14 protein-coding genes are annotated in these 17,840 nt (G+C 62.3%); 11 read left to right on the forward strand and 3 right to left on the reverse strand.

Translation table 11 applies throughout. From position 1 onward, the window contains the following. Positions 1-8: 8 nt before the first annotated feature. The 11 genes from AB4O08_RS00975 to AB4O08_RS01025 all read left to right on the forward strand — a co-directional run bounded on the left by AB4O08_RS00975 (position 9) and on the right by AB4O08_RS01025 (position 14,849). A complete protein-coding gene (locus AB4O08_RS00975) occupies positions 9-290 on the forward strand; it encodes a peptidylprolyl isomerase (protein ID WP_010210937.1) in 282 nt (93 codons plus the stop codon). 130 nt (positions 291-420) lie between these two features. Further along, positions 421-2,280, forward strand: a complete 1,860-nt coding sequence (locus AB4O08_RS00980) for an extracellular solute-binding protein (protein ID WP_460114646.1) — start codon at positions 421-423, stop codon at positions 2,278-2,280. Continuing rightward, positions 2,280-3,341: a microcin C ABC transporter permease YejB gene (locus AB4O08_RS00985; protein WP_010210941.1), complete on the forward strand. Its 1,062-nt coding sequence runs from the start codon at positions 2,280-2,282 to the stop codon at positions 3,339-3,341. Before AB4O08_RS00980 ends, AB4O08_RS00985 begins: the two co-directional genes overlap by 1 nt. Further along, entirely contained in the window at positions 3,341-4,363 is a 1,023-nt protein-coding gene (locus AB4O08_RS00990) for an ABC transporter permease (protein WP_042571592.1), read from the forward strand. Before AB4O08_RS00985 ends, AB4O08_RS00990 begins: the two co-directional genes overlap by 1 nt. 10 nt (positions 4,364-4,373) lie before the next feature. Further along, a complete protein-coding gene (locus tag AB4O08_RS00995) occupies positions 4,374-5,945 on the forward strand; it encodes an ABC transporter ATP-binding protein (protein ID WP_010210944.1) in 1,572 nt (523 codons plus the stop codon). Positions 5,946-5,975: 30 nt separating this feature from the next. After that, positions 5,976-7,385: a sigma-54 interaction domain-containing protein gene (locus AB4O08_RS01000; RefSeq protein ID WP_010210945.1), complete on the forward strand. Its 1,410-nt coding sequence runs from the start codon at positions 5,976-5,978 to the stop codon at positions 7,383-7,385. A 284-nt stretch (positions 7,386-7,669) separates the two neighbouring features. Beyond that, on the forward strand, positions 7,670-9,061 hold the full coding sequence (locus AB4O08_RS01005; protein ID WP_010210946.1) for a GntP family permease: 1,392 nt from the start codon (positions 7,670-7,672) through the stop codon (positions 9,059-9,061). 7 nt (positions 9,062-9,068) lie between these two features. Beyond that, positions 9,069-9,842 carry a 3-hydroxybutyrate dehydrogenase gene (locus tag AB4O08_RS01010; RefSeq protein WP_010210947.1) on the forward strand — a complete coding sequence of 258 codons (774 nt, stop codon included), beginning with the start codon at positions 9,069-9,071 and terminating at the stop codon, positions 9,840-9,842. Between the two features lie 98 nt (positions 9,843-9,940). Beyond that, a complete protein-coding gene (locus tag AB4O08_RS01015; protein ID WP_460114647.1) occupies positions 9,941-11,899 on the forward strand; it encodes an acetoacetate--CoA ligase in 1,959 nt (652 codons plus the stop codon). A 135-nt stretch (positions 11,900-12,034) separates the two neighbouring features. Continuing rightward, positions 12,035-14,530, forward strand: a complete 2,496-nt coding sequence (locus AB4O08_RS01020) for a PAS domain-containing hybrid sensor histidine kinase/response regulator (RefSeq protein WP_010210950.1) — start codon at positions 12,035-12,037, stop codon at positions 14,528-14,530. A gap of 43 nt (positions 14,531-14,573) precedes the next feature. Continuing rightward, complete coding sequence (locus AB4O08_RS01025) at positions 14,574-14,849, forward strand: peptidylprolyl isomerase (protein WP_003174397.1); 276 nt, start codon at positions 14,574-14,576, stop codon at positions 14,847-14,849. Between the two features lie 81 nt (positions 14,850-14,930). Here AB4O08_RS01025 and AB4O08_RS01030 read toward each other — a convergent pair whose 3' ends face one another. Genes AB4O08_RS01030 through AB4O08_RS01040 form a run of 3 tightly spaced genes read right to left on the reverse strand, consistent with a single transcriptional unit; the run spans position 14,931 to position 17,835 of the window. After that, on the reverse strand, positions 14,931-15,842 hold the full coding sequence (locus AB4O08_RS01030) for a sugar kinase (protein ID WP_021491702.1): 912 nt from the start codon (positions 15,840-15,842) through the stop codon (positions 14,931-14,933). Between the two features lie 10 nt (positions 15,843-15,852). Further along, complete coding sequence (locus AB4O08_RS01035) at positions 15,853-17,061, reverse strand: amino acid deaminase (protein WP_021491703.1); 1,209 nt, start codon at positions 17,059-17,061, stop codon at positions 15,853-15,855. A 9-nt stretch (positions 17,062-17,070) separates the two neighbouring features. Beyond that, on the reverse strand, positions 17,071-17,835 hold the full coding sequence (locus AB4O08_RS01040; RefSeq protein WP_010210956.1) for an IclR family transcriptional regulator: 765 nt from the start codon (positions 17,833-17,835) through the stop codon (positions 17,071-17,073). Between the last annotated feature and the right edge of the window lie 5 nt (positions 17,836-17,840).

A 17,840-nucleotide genomic window follows, 5' to 3' on the forward strand; every position in this document is an offset into this window, starting at 1 on the left:
TACTCCCCATGGCCAAAGCAACCGCCCGTCACATCCTCGTTTCCACTGAAGACAAGTGCAACGAACTCAAGGCCCAAATCGAAGGCGGCGCCGATTTCGCAGAAATCGCCAAAGCCAACTCCAGCTGCCCATCCAGCCGCGACGGCGGCAACCTGGGTTCGTTCGGCCCCGGCCAGATGGTCAAGGAATTCGACACCGTCGTATTCAGCGCCCCGGTCAACACCGTGCAAGGCCCGGTGAAAACCCAGTTCGGCTACCACCTGCTGGAAGTCACCAGCCGCCAGGACTGATCCTGTCTGTGCTGATGGTCTAAACGACGGCCCGCCTTTTGGTGGGCCGTTGTGCATGTGATGACTGGCGACGCTGATGCCGTTAGCGTACAAATCCCTTTTCTACTTCACACGGCATTCAAGGCTGACAATGCGATTGGCTTTTTCCTACATTTTTAGTTCGACACTGGCCCTGCTGCTGGCCAGCAGCGTCGTGATCGCGGCGCCCCAACCGTACCTGACCGTGTACGGTGAACCGGCCAAGTACGCCGCCGGCTTTACCCATTTCGACTATGCCAACCCGAATGCCCCCAAGGGCGGCAGCCTGCGCCGTTCGGCCATCGAGATCGGGCGCTTCGACCACGTGCTGCCGTATATCGACAAAGGCATCGGGGTTTCACAGGTCGACGGCTGGCTGTATGCGCCCCTGGCCCTGCGTTCCCTGGACGAGCCCTACACCGTCTACGGCCTGGTTGCCGAAAAGATGGAGCGCGCCGATGACGGCCTGTCGCTGCGGTTTTTCCTCAACCCCAAGACACGTTTCGCCGACGGCAAGCCAATCACCGCCGAAGACGTGCGCTACAGCTTCGACCTGCTGATGACCCAGGGCAGTCTGCGCTTTCGCACCCTGTTCGCCGACGTCAAGCACGTCGAGGTCGAGGGCGAGCGCCAAGTGCGTTTCGACTTCTCCAGCAATGAAAACCGCACCCTGCCCCTGGATATCGCCACCCTGCCGGTGTTCCCGGAGCACTGGTGGAAGACCCGCGACTTTGCCAACGGCGGCGGCTATGAAGCCCCACTGGGCAGCGGCCCGTATAAGGTCAGCAAGATCGACTCCGGCAGCACCATTACCTTCACCCGCGACCCGAACTGGTGGGGCAAGGACCTGCCCGTCAGCCGTGGCCTGTACAACTTCGATCACCTGAGCCTGGAGTACTTCGGCGACACCGAGGTGGCCCGCCAGGTATTGCGCGGCGGTGCCTACGATTTCAACCGCGAATTTTCTGCCACCGGTTACTCCATCGGCTACAACGGCCCGGCCCTGGATGATGGCCGCCTGCAACGCGCGCACTTGGCCAAGGAGATGCCGCAACCGGCCCAGGGTTATGTGTTCAACGTGCAAAAACCAGTCTTCAAGGACCGCCGCGTGCGCCAGGCCCTCGCAATGCTGTGGGACTTCGAATGGGCCAACCGGCAGATGATGCGCAATATGTACATCCGTCAGCAAAGCTTCTTCTCCAATAGCCCGCTGGCAGCCACCCAGCCGCCGACCCAAGAGGAACTGGCGATTCTTGAACCCTTGCGCGGCCAGGTGCCCGACGAGGTGTTCACCCAGGTGTTCAAGGCACCGGTGACCGACGGCAGCGGCATGATCCGCGACAAACAGCTGCAAGCCTTGGCGTTGTTGGAAGAGGCCGGCTGGAAACCGCACGGCGACAAGCTGGTTAACGCCGAGGGCGAGCCGCTGGAGTTTACCTTCCTTAATGCCCAATCTGGCCTCGAACGCCTGTTGCTGCCGTACAAACGCAACCTCGCGCAGATCGGTATCACCCTGAATATCCGCCGTATCGACGCCTCCCAATATGTGAACCGGGTGATGGCACGGGACTACGACATGATCGTCACCGGCTTCCCGGTCACCACCTCGCCGGGCATGGAGCTCTACAACTACTTCGGCTCGGCCGCCGCCTTTGACCCCGGCGCCAACAACTACATGGTGCTCAAGGACCCGGCCGTCGACAGCCTGATCAAGGGCCTGGTCAAGGCCGACACCCAGGCGCAGATGCTCACCTACGCCCACGCACTGGACCGGGTACTGCAATGGAATTACCTGTGGATCCCCAACTACTATCCGCCCGGCACCTCTGCCGCGTGGTGGAACCGCTTCGGCCGCCCGGCCATCGAGGCGAAAAACGATGAAGCCCTGGAAACCTGGTGGGAAATCAGCCCCACGCCCCTGACCAACGAGCAAATGAACGCTGAGCTGAAAAAACGCGGAGGTGCGCGCTGATGTTTGCCTATATCGTGCGGCGCCTGCTGCTGATCATCCCGACGCTGGTGATCATCCTGCTGGTGAATTTCGTGATCGTCCAGGCAGCTCCGGGCGGCCCGGTGGAACAAGCCATTGCCCACTTGCAAGGCATTGGCGGCGGTGCCGTCGGCGGATCGTCCGGCGAAGGCATCAGCGGCGGCTCCCGCGCCAGCCGCGGCCTGGACCCTAAGTTGATCGCAGACATCGAAAAACAATACGGCTTCGACAAGCCGGCACCGGAGCGTTTGTGGCTGATGCTCAAGAGCTACGCCCAGCTGGACTTTGGTAACAGCTTCTTTCGCGGCAAGACGGTGATCGACCTCATTCTGGAAAAAATGCCGGTCACCCTCTCGCTCGGCCTGTGGGCCACGCTGATTACCTACCTGGTGTCGATCCCCCTGGGGATTCGCAAGGCCGTGCGCCATGGCAGCAGCTTCGATGTGTGGAGCAGCACCGCGATTGTCATCGGCTACGCCATGCCGGCGTTCCTGTTCGCGATGTTCCTGATCGTGGTCTTTGCTGGCGGCACGTCGCTGAACTGGTTCCCGGTGCGCGGGCTGGTGTCGGAAAACTTCGAAGAGCTGAGCACCGTGGGCAAGATTGCCGATTATTTCTGGCACCTGGTATTGCCAGTCACCTCGTTGGTCATCGGCGGGTTTGCCACCCTGACCATCCTCACCAAGAACTCATTCTTGAATGAAATCACGCGCCAGTACGTGGTGACCGCCCGCGCCAAGGGCTTGAGCGAAAGGCGTGTGTTGTATGGACACGTATTCCGCAATGCCATGTTGCTGGTCATCTCAGGGATTCCCCAGGCGTTTATCGCCGTATTCTTCGCCGGCTCCCTGCTGATCGAGGTGATCTTCTCCCTGGATGGCCTGGGCCGCATGAGCTACGAAGCCGCCGTCTCCCGCGATTACCCGGTGGTATTTGGCTCGCTGTTCATCTTCACCTTGTTCGGCCTCTTGATAAAACTCATCGGTGACCTCTGCTACACCCTGGTGGACCCGCGTATCGACTTTGCCGCGAGGAACGCCTGATGCTTAACCTGTCTCCCGTGGCGCGCCGACGTTTCGAGCGCTTCAAGAAGAACCGTCGCGGCTGGTGGTCGCTGTGGCTGTTCATCGGCCTGTTTATCCTGACACTGGGCGGTGAGTTGATCGCCAACGACAAGCCCTTGGTACTGAGTTTCAAGAACGAACTGTATTTCCCGGTATTCAAGCGTTACACCGAGCAGGCGTTCGGCGGCCAGTTGCCATTTCAGGCCGACTACCGCAGTGACTACGTGAAAAAGCTGATTGAGCAGGACGGCGGCTGGATGCTGTTCCCTCCGATTCCGTTCAGCGACGACACGCCCAACTACGAGCTGACCCGCCCTGCCCCCAGCCCGCCATCGGCGGTGAACTGGCTGGGCACCGATGACCAGTCGCGGGATGTATTGGCGCGGGTGATCTTTGGCGCACGGGTGTCGATCCTGTTTGCCTTGGCGCTCACGGCCATAAGCGCCGCCATCGGCATCGCGGCTGGTGCTTTGCAGGGCTATTACGGCGGCTGGGTGGACCTGATCGGCCAGCGCGTGCTGGAAGTGTGGTCCGGGTTGCCGGTGCTGTACCTGTTGATCATCCTGTCCGGCTTTGTCGAGCCGAACTTCTGGTGGCTGCTGGGGATCATGGCGCTGTTTTCCTGGCTGGCCCTGGTGGACGTGGTGCGCGCAGAGTTCCTGCGTGGGCGCAACCTTGAATACGTCAAGGCTGCTCGGGCCTTGGGCCTGGGTGACGGCAAGATCATTCGCCGGCACATCCTGCCCAACGCCATGACCGCCACCTTGAGCTACTTGCCGTTTATCCTGACCGGCGCAATTTCAACCCTGAGCGCCCTGGATTTCCTCGGTTTCGGCATGCCCGCAGGCAGCGCCTCGCTGGGCGAGTTGATCGCCCAGGGCAAGCAGAACCTGCAAGCGCCCTGGCTGGGCCTGACGGCGTTCTTCACACTGGCGCTGATCCTGTCGCTGCTGGTGTTTATCGGCGAGGCATTGCGTGATGCCTTCGACCCCCGCTCATGAGTGACCGCCTATGAACCTGATCGAAATTCGCGACCTCAGCGTCGCCTTCAGCGGCCAGACCGTGGTGCGCAACCTGAGCCTGGACGTACGCCCCGGCGAATGCCTGGCGCTGGTAGGCGAGTCGGGCTCGGGCAAGTCGGTAACCGCCCACTCGATCCTGCAATTACTCCCCGAAGCCGGCACTGAAACCACCGGTTCCATCCAGTACCGTGGCCAGGAACTGATCGGCGCGTCGGCGGCGACCCTGCAGAAGCTGCGCGGCAACCGTATTGCGATGATCTTCCAGGAGCCGATGACCTCCCTGAACCCTTTGCACAGCATCGAAAAGCAGATCGGCGAAACCCTGTTGCTGCACAAGGGCCTCGGTGGCAAGGCAGCCCAGGCCCGCATTCTGGAATTGCTCGACCTGGTGGGCATCCAGAAGCCCCAGGAACGGCTCAAGGCCTATCCCCATCAACTGTCCGGCGGGCAACGCCAGCGGGTGATGATCGCCATGGCCCTGGCCTGCGAGCCGGAACTGCTGATCGCTGACGAACCCACCACCGCGCTGGATGTAACGGTGCAGCGCAAGATCCTGCTGCTGCTCAAGTCCCTGCAAAAGCGCCTGGGCATGTCGCTGCTGCTGATCAGCCACGACCTCAATCTGGTGCGCAGCATTGCCCAGCGCGTGTGCGTGATGCGGGCTGGCGAGATTGTCGAGCAGGCTGACTGCCAGACCCTGTTCAATGCGCCGCAACACCCCTACAGCCGTCTGCTGCTGGATGCGGAACCGGACGCGGATGCGCTGTGCAGCGACGAACGCGAGACGGTGTTACAGGTGGATGACCTGACCGTGCAATTCCGCCTTGGCGGTGGGTTGTTCCGCCGCAAGACCTACCTGCGTGCAGTGGACGGCATCAGCCTCAGCGTGCAGCGCGGCAAGACCCTGGGGATTGTCGGCGAGTCCGGCTCGGGCAAGTCCACCCTGGGCCAGGCGATTCTGAGGCTGCTGGACTCCACCGGTAGCATCCGCTTCCAGGGTGAAGCCCTCGACCCGCTGAATAACCAGCAGATGCGCCCATGGCGCAAGCAGATGCAGGTGGTGTTCCAGGACCCTTACGGCAGCCTCAGCCCACGCATGACCGTAGAACAAATCATCAGCGAAGGCCTGGAGGTGCACGCGCCGTGCAGCCTAGCCGACCGCGATGCGCAGGTGATCCAGGTGCTCAAGGATGTGGGCCTCGACCCCGCCAGCCGTCACCGTTACCCCCATGAGTTTTCCGGCGGCCAGCGCCAACGCATCGCCATCGCCCGCGCCCTGGTGCTCAAGCCGGCGCTGATGCTGCTGGATGAACCCACGTCGGCCCTTGACCGTACCGTACAGAAACAAGTGGTGGCGTTGCTGCGTGAGCTGCAAGACAAGTACGGCCTGACCTACCTGTTTATCAGCCATGACCTGGCGGTGGTGCGCGCCATGGCTCACGATATGATCGTGATCAAGGACGGCCAGGTGGTGGAGCGCGGCGCCAGTCATGCGGTGTTCGATGCACCACAACACCCTTACACCAAAGAGCTGCTGGCAGCGGCGCATATCCCCTTGTAAGCGCTCCCCCACTTGTGTGACGGCATAAATATGAACATCACCGACAACCTCAAGGACTACCAGCAGGTTCGTGGCCTGGCCATCCAGTCGCTGTTCGAGATCATCGAGCAGTCCAGCGAAGGCACGGTGATCGTCGACCGCGACGCCAACATCGTGTGGATGAACGAGCGCTACGCCAAGCGTTTCGGCCTCAAGAGCGCCGACGAAGCCATCGGCCAGCCGTGCGAGCAGGTGATTTCCAACAGCCTGTTGCGCCAGGTGGTGCGCAATGACCAGCCGATCCTGCTGGACATCCAGGACACACCCAAAGGCCCGCTGGTGGTGATGCGCTTGCCGATCCACAACGAGGCCGGCGCGGTGATCGGGGCGATCGGCTTTGCCCTGTTTGATGAACTGCGCAACCTGTCGCCGCTGATCGAGCGCTACCTGAGCATGCAGCAGGAACTGGCCTCCACACGCTCGCTGCTGCGCTCACGCCAGAGCAAATACAATTTCGCGCACTTTATCGGCACGAGCGCCGCCAGCCTCGAAGTCAAACGCCGGGCGCGACGCAGCGCCAGCGCCGAGTCGCCGGTATTGCTGCTGGGGGAGACCGGCACCGGCAAAGAGTTGCTGGCCCAGGCGATTCACGGCGCCTCAAGCCGTGCGCACAAGGCCTTTGTCAGCATCAACAGCGCGGCGATTCCCGCTGATCTGCTGGAGGCCGAGTTCTTCGGCACCGCGCCGGGTGCGTTTACCGGCGCCGACCGCAAGGGCCGTCCGGGCAAATTCCAGATTGCCCAGGGTGGCACGCTGTTCCTCGATGAGATCGGCGACATGCCCCTGCCGCTGCAAAGCAAATTGTTGCGGGTGTTGCAGGAAAAGGAATTCGAGCCGGTGGGCTCCAACGAGATGCTGCACAGCGATGTGCGGGTGATCGCGGCGACGTCCATGGACCTGGAGGCGGCGATCAAACGTGGCGAATTCCGCGCGGACCTGTATTACCGGCTGAACGTGCTGCCGATCCAGGTGCCGCCGCTGCGTGAGCGCCTGGAGGATATCCCGGCGTTGAGCGAGGCGATTCTTGAGGAACTGCGCAGCCAGCATGAGCTGGACCGTGAGGCACTGGCGCTGCTGGCACAGCATGCGTGGCCGGGGAATATCCGTGAGCTGCGCAATGTGCTGGAGCGGGCGGCGTTGCTGAGTGATGACCTGGTGTTGGATGCCAGGGAGATTCGGGCGGCGATTGGCACCTTTACGCCGGTGGAACGTGCCAGCGCGGTGGCGGCGGTCGAGGGGGAGAGTTTCAGCGCGGCGCGGGAGCGGTTTGATCGGCAGGTGATTGGCGCGGCGTTGCGGGCGTGTGAGGGGAATGTGATAGAGGCGGCCAATCGATTAGGGCTCGGGCGCTCGACGCTGTACAAGAAAATGGTGGCGCTGGACCTCACTCAGTCTCAATAGAGAGACTTCATTCCAAATATGAAGACAGTCCAATGTGGGCGCGGGCTTGCTCGCGAATACGGTGTGCCAGCCGCCTAATTCGTTGCTGAGATACCGCATTCGCGAGCAAGCCCGCTCCCACATTTGATCTTTATGAGTCTCAAATACGGGACAAATCTGATAACGCCAATCCAATCGCCATAATTTATCCTTATATTTCAAACAGTTAGTTAATTGGCACGCATCTCGCTATAGCCCTTCCCACAGTATCACCCACAAAAATAACAATCCGATGGAGACACACCATGAGTGTGATCATTGCCCTGGCAGCGCTCGCGTTGCTGATGCTGGCTGCCTACCGTGGCTATAGCGTTATCCTGTTTGCCCCCATCGCCGCCCTCGGCGCTGTCCTGCTGACCGATCCGTCCGCCGTCGCACCCGCCTTTACCGGGGTGTTCATGGAGAAGATGGTCGGCTTTATCAAACTGTATTTCCCGGTATTCCTGCTCGGCGCGGTGTTCGGCAAGCTGATCGAGCTGTCGGGCTTCTCACGTTCGATCGTGGCGGCGGCGATCCGCTTGCTCGGCACGCGCCAGGCGATGCTAGTGATCGTGCTGGTCTGCGCACTGCTCACCTATGGCGGTGTGTCGCTGTTCGTAGTGGTGTTTGCGGTGTACCCGTTCGCGGCGGAGATGTTCCGCCAGAGCAATATCCCGAAACGTCTGATCCCGGCGACCATCGCCCTCGGCGCGTTTTCGTTCACCATGGACGCCCTGCCCGGCACGCCGCAGATCCAGAACATCATCCCCAGCACCTTCTTCAACACCACCGCCTGGGCCGCGCCATGGCTGGGCTTGATTGGCACGATCTTCGTGTTCTGCGCCGGCATGCTCTACCTGGCACGCCAACGCAACAAGGCCCAGCGCGCCGGTGAAGGTTACGGCACCGAACTGCGCAACGAACCGGAAACCGCCGACAACCTGGCGCTGCCCAACCCCTGGCTCGCGCTGTCACCGCTGATCCTGGTGGGCGTGATGAACCTGTTGTTCACTCACTGGATTCCGCAGTGGTACGGCAAGACCCACAGCCTCTCCCTGCCGGGCATGACCACGCCGGTGACCACCGAAATCGCCAAGCTCACCGCGATCTGGGCGGTGCAGGCGGCATTGCTGGTGGGGATTATCGTGGTGCTGGTGTTCGGTTTCTCGGCGATCAAGAGCAAGCTCGCCGAAGGCAGTAAAAGTGCGGTCAGCGGCGCGTTGCTGGCAGCGATGAACACGGCGTCGGAATACGGCTTTGGTGCGGTGATCGCTTCGCTGCCGGGCTTTCTGGTACTGGCGGACTGGCTCAAAGGCATCCCCAACCCGCTGGTCAACGAAGCGATTACCGTGACCCTGCTGGCCGGTATCACTGGCTCTGCGTCGGGCGGCATGAGCATCGCTCTGGCGGCCATGTCCGAGAGCTTCATTTCGGCGGCCCATGCGGCCAATATCCCCCTTGAAGTCCTGCACCGCGTCGCGGCCATGGCCAGCGGCGGCATGGACACCCTGCCCCACAACGGCGCGGTGATCACGCTGCTCGCGGTCACTGGCCTGACGCACCGCGAAGCCTACAAGGATATTTTCGGTATCACGATCATCAAGACCCTCGCGGTGTTCGTGGTGATCGGCACTTTCTACGCCACCGGCATTGTGTGAGGTTTTCATGACGACATTGAACGGCAAGACCGCCCTGGTCACCGGTTCCACCAGCGGTATCGGCCTGGGCATCGCCTTGAGCCTGGCCAAGGCCGGCGCCAACCTGATCCTCAACGGCTTCGGCGACGCCAGCGCAGTGATCGCCCAGGTGCAGGCGTTCGGCGGCAAGGTCGGCCACCACCCGGCCGACGTCAGCGACCCGGCGCAGATCGCCGACATGATCGCCTACGCCGAGCGTGAATTCGGTGGCGTGGACATCCTGGTCAACAACGCCGGCATTCAGCATGTGGCGGCGGTCGAAGACTTCCCTGTCGAACGCTGGGACTCGATCATTGCGATCAACCTGTCTTCTGTGTTCCACAGCACGCGCCTGAGCTTGCCGGGGATGAAGGCCAAGGGCTGGGGGCGTATCGTCAATATCGCGTCTGTGCATGGGCAAGTCGGCTCGGTGGGCAAGGCGGCGTACGTCGCGGCCAAACATGGCGTGATCGGCCTGACCAAAGTGGTGGGCCTGGAAACGGCCACCAGCAATGTCACCTGTAACGCCATCTGCCCCGGCTGGGTACTGACGCCACTGGTGCAGAAGCAGATTGATGATCGCGCCGCCAACGGCGTAGACCCGCAGCAGGCTCAGCATGACTTGCTGGCGGAGAAGCAGCCGTCGCTGGAATTTGTGACGCCGCCGCAGCTGGGTGAGTTGGTGTTGTTTTTATGCAGCGAAGCCGGCAGCCAGGTGCGCGGCGCCGCCTGGAACATCGATGGCGGCTGGCTGGCCCAGTAACACGAGACACTGGAGTTCAAAATGTGGGGGGGCAAACCCCCTCCCACATTTGAACTGTATTGTGTGGAAGACCTAGATAAGAACAAGAGACCTCGCTGATGTCCGACATCCTCTGGCAACCCTCCCCCGAACGCATCGCCCACACGCGGATGGACCAGTTCCGGCGCTACATCAACGAACGCTATAGCGTGCAGCTCAGCGATTACCCGGCGCTGCACCAGTGGAGCATCGACCGGCGTCCGGATTTCTGGCGGGCGATCGTGGACTATTTCGACGTGCAATTTCGCAGCCCGCCGACGGCGGTGCTGATCGAGGACGCCGAGATGCCCAGTGCGCAATGGTTTCCCGGCGCCACCCTGAACTTTGCCGAGCACCTGTTGCGCCGCCGCGACGGCCACCCCGCCGTGGTCGCCCTCAGCGAAGACGGCCAGCGCGAGCAATTGACCTACGCCGAACTGGCCGCCCACGTCGCCGGCCTGCAACACAGCCTGCGCGCCGCCGGGGTTGTCCAGGGTGACCGCGTCGCCGCGTGCATGCCCAACACCTGGCAAACCCTGGTGGGCATGCTCGCCACCACCAGCCTCGGCGCGATCTGGTCGTGCTCATCGCCGGACTTCGGCACCCAGGGCGTGATCGACCGTTTCGGCCAGATCGAACCCAAGGTGTTGATCACCTGCGCCGGTTATCGTTATGCCGGCAAAGACATCGACCAAAGCGCCAAGCTCAATGAAATCCTCGAACGGCTGCCGTCCCTGGAGCAACTGATCATCGTGCCGTACGCGCGGCCCCAGGCCCGGGTTTCGGACTATCAGACCCACGCTGGCGTCGCGCTGTGGCAAGACTTCTACCAACCCGGCGGCGAACCCCAATTCGTCGCGGTGCCGTTCGATCATCCGCTGTACATCCTCTATTCCAGCGGCACCACCGGCGTGCCCAAGTGCATCATCCACGGTACTGGCGGCGTACTGCTCACTCACCTCAAGGAACACGGCCTGCATGCCGACCTGTCTCGCGACGACTGCCTGTTCTACTACACCACCTGCGGCTGGATGATGTGGAACTGGCTGGTGTCGGTCTTGGCCATCGGCGCCACGGCGGTGTTGTATGACGGCTCGCCGTTTCACCCTGGGCCGGAACGGCTGATCGATCTGATTGACGCAGAAAAGATCAGCGTATTCGGCACCAGCCCCAAGTTTCTCGCCACATTGGAAAAAGCCGGCTTGCAACCACGCCTGAGCCACGACCTGGGTAGCCTCAAAGGATTGATTTCCACCGGCTCACCGCTGTCGCCCCAGAGCTACGACTACGTGTACCGCGAGATCAAGGCGCAGCTGTGCCTGTCGTCCATGTCCGGTGGCACCGACATCGTCTCCTGCTTTGTGATCGGCAACCCGGTGCTGCCGGTGCGGCGCGGCGAAATGCAGTGCAAGAGCCTGGCGATGGCCATCGAAGTGTGGGATGACCAGGGCCGGCCGCTGATCGGCGAGAAAGGCGAACTGGTGTGCACCCGGCATTTCCCGGCCATGCCTATTGGCCTGTGGAACGACCCGGAGCGCAAGAAACTGCGCGCTTCGTATTTCAGCCAGTTTCCCGGTGTCTGGGCCCAGGGTGACTACGCCGAACAGCGCCCCAACGGCAGCCTGCTGATTCACGGGCGCTCCGACGCCGTGCTCAACCCCGGCGGCGTGCGGATCGGCACGGCCGAGATCTACCGCCAGGTGGAAAAAATCCCCCAGGTGCAGGAAAGCCTGGCCATCGGCCAACGCTGGCAGGAGGACGTGCGCGTGGTGCTGTTCGTGCGCCTCAACGAGGGTGTCGAACTCGACGAAACCCTGGAGCAGCAGATCCGCCAGGTGATCCGCGCCAACACTACGCCGCGCCATGTACCGGCCAAGATCCTCGCTGTCACCGACATCCCCCGCACCATCAGCGGCAAGATCGTTGAATTGGCGGTGCGCAATGTGGTGCACGGCGAGCCGGTGAAGAACACCGACGCGCTGGCCAATCCGCAGGCTCTGGAGCAGTTTCGCGACCGCCCTGAACTCGCTCAAGGATGAAAGGTTTCAGCGCTGTCGTACTCATTTGAAAATAACCCCCGAATGCATGCTATTTTTCGGGGGTAGTCACCCGTTCCCGAGTCACGGGATAATGGGTCTTCTCATTTTTCAAAGCGTTACGCTCAGGGCTTTAACATGAAGGGAACATCCACCGTCAGCGAAGCCGCCGCATTGATTGCGCGGCTGGACTGGGCACAAAGCCCGCTCGGTGAGGCCAACGATTGGCCGCAAAGCCTGCGCACCGCCGTGGACATCGTTGTCCACTCGCCAATGCCCATGCTCCTGCTGTGGGGCGACCAACTCACGCAACTCTACAACGACGGCTTTGCCCAGTTGGCCGGCAACAAACACCCCGCCGCCATGGGCCAGCCCGCGCACCAGACATGGCCGGAGCTGGAAAGCTTTACCGCACCGGTCTACGACGCCGTGCTGAGTGGCCAGGTACGCACCTTCAGCGAGCAGCGCTTCGTGCTGCAGCGCAACAATCGCGACATGGAAATCTGGCTGGACCTGACCTACAGCCCTATCCGCGATGAAAGCACCCGCGTGGCCGGCATCCTGGTCACCGCCATCGAAACCAACGAACGCCGCAAGGCCCAGCACAACACCGAACAACGCCTGCAGCTCGCCCTGGCGGCGACCGACGCGGTGGGCACCTGGGACTGGGACATCGGCGAAGACCGCTTTATCGCCGACGCGCACTTTGCCTACCTGCACGGCGTCGACCCCAGCGATGCGCGCCTGTTGCCGATCAGCGACTACCTGCACGGCGTGCACCCGGAAGACCGCGGCATGGTGGCGGGCAGCATCAAGCACTGCATCACTTTCGGCACCGAATACGCCGAGGAATACCGCCTGTTGCTAGCGGACGGCCAGGTACGCTGGGTGTTTGCCCGTGGCCGTTGCTACAAAGATCATCAAGGCCGTCCGGCGCGCTTCCTCGGGGCTGCACTGGACCTCACCGAGCGCAAACACACCGAGCAAGCCCTGCGCCAGAGCCAGACCGAGCTGCAGTTGATCATCAACGCCATGCCGGTGCTGATCGGGTATGTCGACCATGAACAGCGTTTCCGCCTGAACAACAGCGCGTACCTGGAGTGGTACGGCATGACGCCTCAGGAGCTATACGGCAAGACCATCCGTGAAGTGCTCGGCGACGAGGTGTATGCCGGACGTGAAGACAAGATCGCCGCCGCGCTCAAGGGCAAGGCCTGCAGCTTCATGACCATCACCCCCCACCGCGACGGCCGCCCCCGCCACGCCTTGATGAAGTACCTGCCGCGTTTCAGCAATGACGGCTCGGTGAACGGTTTCTACATCTTTGTGATCGATGAGACCGAACGCAAACTCACCGAAGAAGCCTTGCGCCACCTCAACGAAAACCTTGAAGAGCGCGTGGCCCAGCGCACCCAGGCCCTGGCCGAAGCCAACCAGCGCCTGCAAAACGAGATGTTCGAACGCGAGCGCGCCGAAGACGCCCTGCGCCATGCGCAAAAGATGGAAGCCGTGGGCCAGCTCACCGGCGGCATCGCCCATGACTTCAACAACATGCTCACCGGCATCATCGGCAGCCTGGACCTGATGCAGCGCTATATCGCTGCCGGGCGCAGTGACGAGATCGGCCGTTTTACCGATGCCGCCGTGTCCTCCGCTCATCGCGCGGCCGCCCTCACCCACCGCTTGCTGGCGTTCTCCCGCCGTCAGTCGCTGGACCGGCGCCCGCTGGATCCGAACCAATTGGTCGCCTCCCTGGAGGACTTGTTCCGCCGCACCAAAGGCGCGCACATCACGCTCAAGGTGAAACTGGGCCACGACATCTGGCCGGTAAACACCGATGCCAGCCAACTGGAAAACGCCCTGCTCAACCTAGTGATCAACGCCCGCGACGCCATGCCCGATGGCGGCGAACTGCTGATTGAAACCGCCAACAGCTACCTGGATGGCACCGACATCACCACCCTCGAACCGGTCAAGGCCGGCGACTACGTGATGCTCGGCGTGTGCGACAACGGCACCGGCATGGCGCCGAAAATCCTTGCCAAGGCGTTCGACCCGTTCTTCACCACCAAGCCCATTGGCCAAGGCACCGGCCTGGGTTTGTCGATGATCTACGGGTTTGCCCAGCAGTCCGGCGGTCATGTGACGATCCAGAGCGAGCCGGGCCAGGGCACGTGCGTGCGCCTGTACCTGCCTCGCCTGTACGGCACCGCGCTGGAAAGCAGCCTGCCGCCGCACTTGAGTGAAGCGCCGGTGGCCCTGGCGGGTGAAGCGGTGGTGGTGGTCGAGGACGACCCCGCGGTACGCATGCTGGTGGTCAATGTGCTCGACGAGCTGGGCTACACCGCACATCAGGCGGCGGATGCCCGGACGGCGTTGCCGCTGCTGGAGTCGGATTTACGTGTCGACTTGCTGGTGACCGATGTAGGCCTGCCGGGCATGAACGGCAGGCAACTGGCAGAGATCGCCCGCCAGTATCGCCCTGGCTTGCGCGTGTTGTTCATGACGGGTTACGCCGAGAAAGCCGCCGAACGCCAGGGGTTCCTGGAGGACGGCATGGACATGGTGGCCAAACCGTTTTCCATCGACCTGCTGGCCACGAAAATCCGCAGCATGATCAGCGTCGAAGAATGAGTTCAGGCATAATCGCGCGCCGTCGCACACCTGGTAGAGATCAATGAAAGCCCAAGCCCGTCACATTCTGGTGAAAACCAGTGAAGAAGCCGAACAACTCAAGCAGCGCATAGCCAAGGGCGAAGCGTTCGATGTGCTGGCCAAGAAGTACTCCACCTGCCCATCCGGCAAGCGTGGCGGCGACCTGGGTGAAGTGCGACCCGGGCAGATGGTGGGGGCGATTGATGCGGTGATCTTCAAGAAGCCGGTGAAGGTGGTTCACGGACCGATCAAGAGCAAGTTCGGCTATCACTTGGTGCAGGTGTTCTACCGCGACTGATGAATCGGGTGTCAAACCGGCTTTTTGTGGTGAGCAGGCTTGCCCAGCGCGAGGCAAGCCCGCTCACCACACGGGTTTGGTTTACACGCGAGGAATGAGTGCGCCAGGCACCTGGATGACCCGGCTTGCCAACCGATGCCCGGCCAATGCAGCCTGCTCCGGCGAGCTGCCCTTGAGCCGACTGGCCAAGTACGCCGCGCTGAATGAATCCCCCGCCGCCGTCGTATCGACAACCTTTTCGACCTTCACCGCCGGCACCGCAAAGCGCTCCCCCGCCCAGCGGATCAGACAGTCATCTGCCCCACGCTTGAGCACCACCTCGTCAATGCCAGGATAAGCCGCGAACACCTGCTCACTGTCGGCATAACCAAACAGCGCGCGTTCGTCGTCCTCGGTCAGCAAGGCGATATCCACCTCGGCCAATACGCGGTGATACGCAGTGCGCGCCGCGTCAATACCGGCCCAGAGACGCGGCCGATAGTTGTTGTCAAACACCACCTTGCCCCCTCGACGACGGGTCTCCACCAGAGTTTGCAGCAAGCGCTCGCGGCCGATATCACCCAATACCGCCAGGGTAATGCCGCTGAAATACACCACGTCGTAGTCCGGCAAAGCGGCCAGGATCGGTTCGGCGGCAGGCGTAGTGAAGCAGTCGCGCACGGCGGCTTCGTTGCGCCAGTAAAGGAATTTGCGCTCGCCATTGGCGTCGGTCTGGATGCAGTACAAACCCGGCAGGCGTCCGGGCAGGCGCTGGACCCTGCCCAGGCCCAGGCCCTCATCTTTCCATTGCTTGCACATGGCATCACTGAAGCTGTCATCGCCCAGGGCGGTGACGTAATCCACGCTGCCGGTCTCACCCAGTTCACGGCGCAGATACACCGCCGTGTTCAAGGTGTCGCCACCGAAGCTCTGGTGCAGGCTGCCGTCAGCGCGGTGTTGCAGTTCGATCATGCATTCGCCGATGAGGGCGATGCGCGGAGACAAACGGGTCATGGCTTTACACTCAGAATCGGGTTTCCAGGGATTCGATCACCTGCAATTGCTCATCCACCAGGCAGCCGACCTGCCACTTATCGAACGTGAGGCAAGGGTGGGAGGTGCCGAACGAAATGATGTCGCCAATGCGCAGCTCAACCCCTGGCGCCACGGTCATGAACGCGTGCTGGTCCATCACGGCAGTGACTTTGCACGCAGTCACATCATCGCCTTCCGCTGGAAGAATACCGGCCTTGTAGCGTTTGAGCGGCACCGGCAGACCGGCGTCGTAGGCCACGTCGCGCTTGCCCAGGGCGATCACGGCGAAGCCTGGCTCCGGCAAAGATTGCACATGGGCCCAGACTTCCAGGGCTGGGCGCAGGCCTTCGTTGAGGTCGCTGCGACGGTCGAGCACACAGCATTGCGCTTCTTTATAGATACCGTGGTCATGGGCCACGTAGCTGCCGGGGCGCAATACGCTGAGGAAGCGGCCGGCGGCGTTCTGCTGCTCAAACGACTCGGCAATCAGGTCGTACCAGGCCGAGCCCGACGCGGTGACGATGGGCTTGGGCAGGTCGAAAGAGCCGTTGTTCTGCAGGTCCACCGCCAGGCGCACCAGGCTGGCGGCGAAGTCGCGGATGCCGCTGATGGCGTGCTCGCCGTGGATCACGCCTTCGTACCCTTCGATACCGGTGAGGGCCAGGGCCGGCTGCGCCTTGATCGCCCTGGCCAGGTCGCGCACTTCCTGCTCGGTGCGGCACCCGCAACGGCCACCGACCACACCGTATTCGATCATCACGTTCAGGCGCAGGCCACGGGCGGCGAAGAACAGGCCCAGGTCGGCGACGTTATCCGGGTGATCAACCATGCAATGGAAGTCGAAATCCTTGTCGGCCAGCAGGTCGGCGATCAGCGCCATGTTCGGCGCGCCCACCAGTTGGTTGGCCATCAGCACACGGCGCACGCCACCGGCATAGGCGGCGCGGGTCTGCACCGCGTTGGCCAGGGTGATACCCCAGGCACCCGCCTCGATCTGACGCTGGAACAACGCCGGCATCATGCTGGTCTTGCCATGGGGTGCCAGCTCGGCACCGCTGTTGCTGACAAAGTCCTGCATCCAGCGGATGTTGTGCTCCAGGGCGTCACGGTGCAGCACCAGGGCAGGCAGGCTGACGTCACGGACCAGGTAGGCCCCGACGGCAGCGGCGCCCTTTTCAACGGCATTGATGGCAGACATGGAAAACTCCTATTCGTTGATACGCCGGGCCAGATTGTTGGCGCTGTCGATCAACACCCGGCGATAGTCGTTGTAGTGTTTGATGGCATCGGCCCGTGGAGCGACGATGCACAAGGTCGCAATGCTGACGCCTTGCGCATCCCGCACCGGGGCGGCAAAGCAGTGGGTAAAGGTGTCGGCCACGCTGTCGAAGGAAAAGAAGCCATCGAGGGTGGCCTGACGGATTTGCGCCAGGAAGGTATCCAGCGGCAGGCGCTGGCCGTCCGGCAGGATGAAATCGTCGTGATCGATCAGGTCGATGATCTGCTGGTCGCTCAAGTGCCCCAGCAACAGGCGCCCGGACGCGGTCCACGGAATCGGTGCGTTTTCGCCGATGTCCGAGGAGATACGAAAATGCCGCTCGCCCTCGCGCATCAGCGCCACCGTGTATTTGCGCCCGTTTAGCAGGCACATCTGCGCGGTTTCGTGGGTCTGGCTGACGATCTCCTGCAGGGCATGGTCGGCCTCGCGGGTCAGGTCGAAATGGCGCAGGTGCGCCTGGCCGAGGAAATACAGCTGACGGCCGAGGTAGACGTGACCGTCCTTGCCCACCGTTTCCAGAATGCGCCGTTCAAGCAGGGACGCGACCAATTCGTACACGGTGGACTTGGGACTGCCGATGCCGCTGGCAATATCATTCGGGCGCAGGGGCTGGCCGATTTCCTTGAGGAAATCGAGGATATCGAATGCACGGTCCAGGCCTTTGGCGCGGCGTTTGATGGTGTCTTCGGTCATGGCGG

Source organism: Pseudomonas sp. H3_E07, assembly GCF_054668895.1.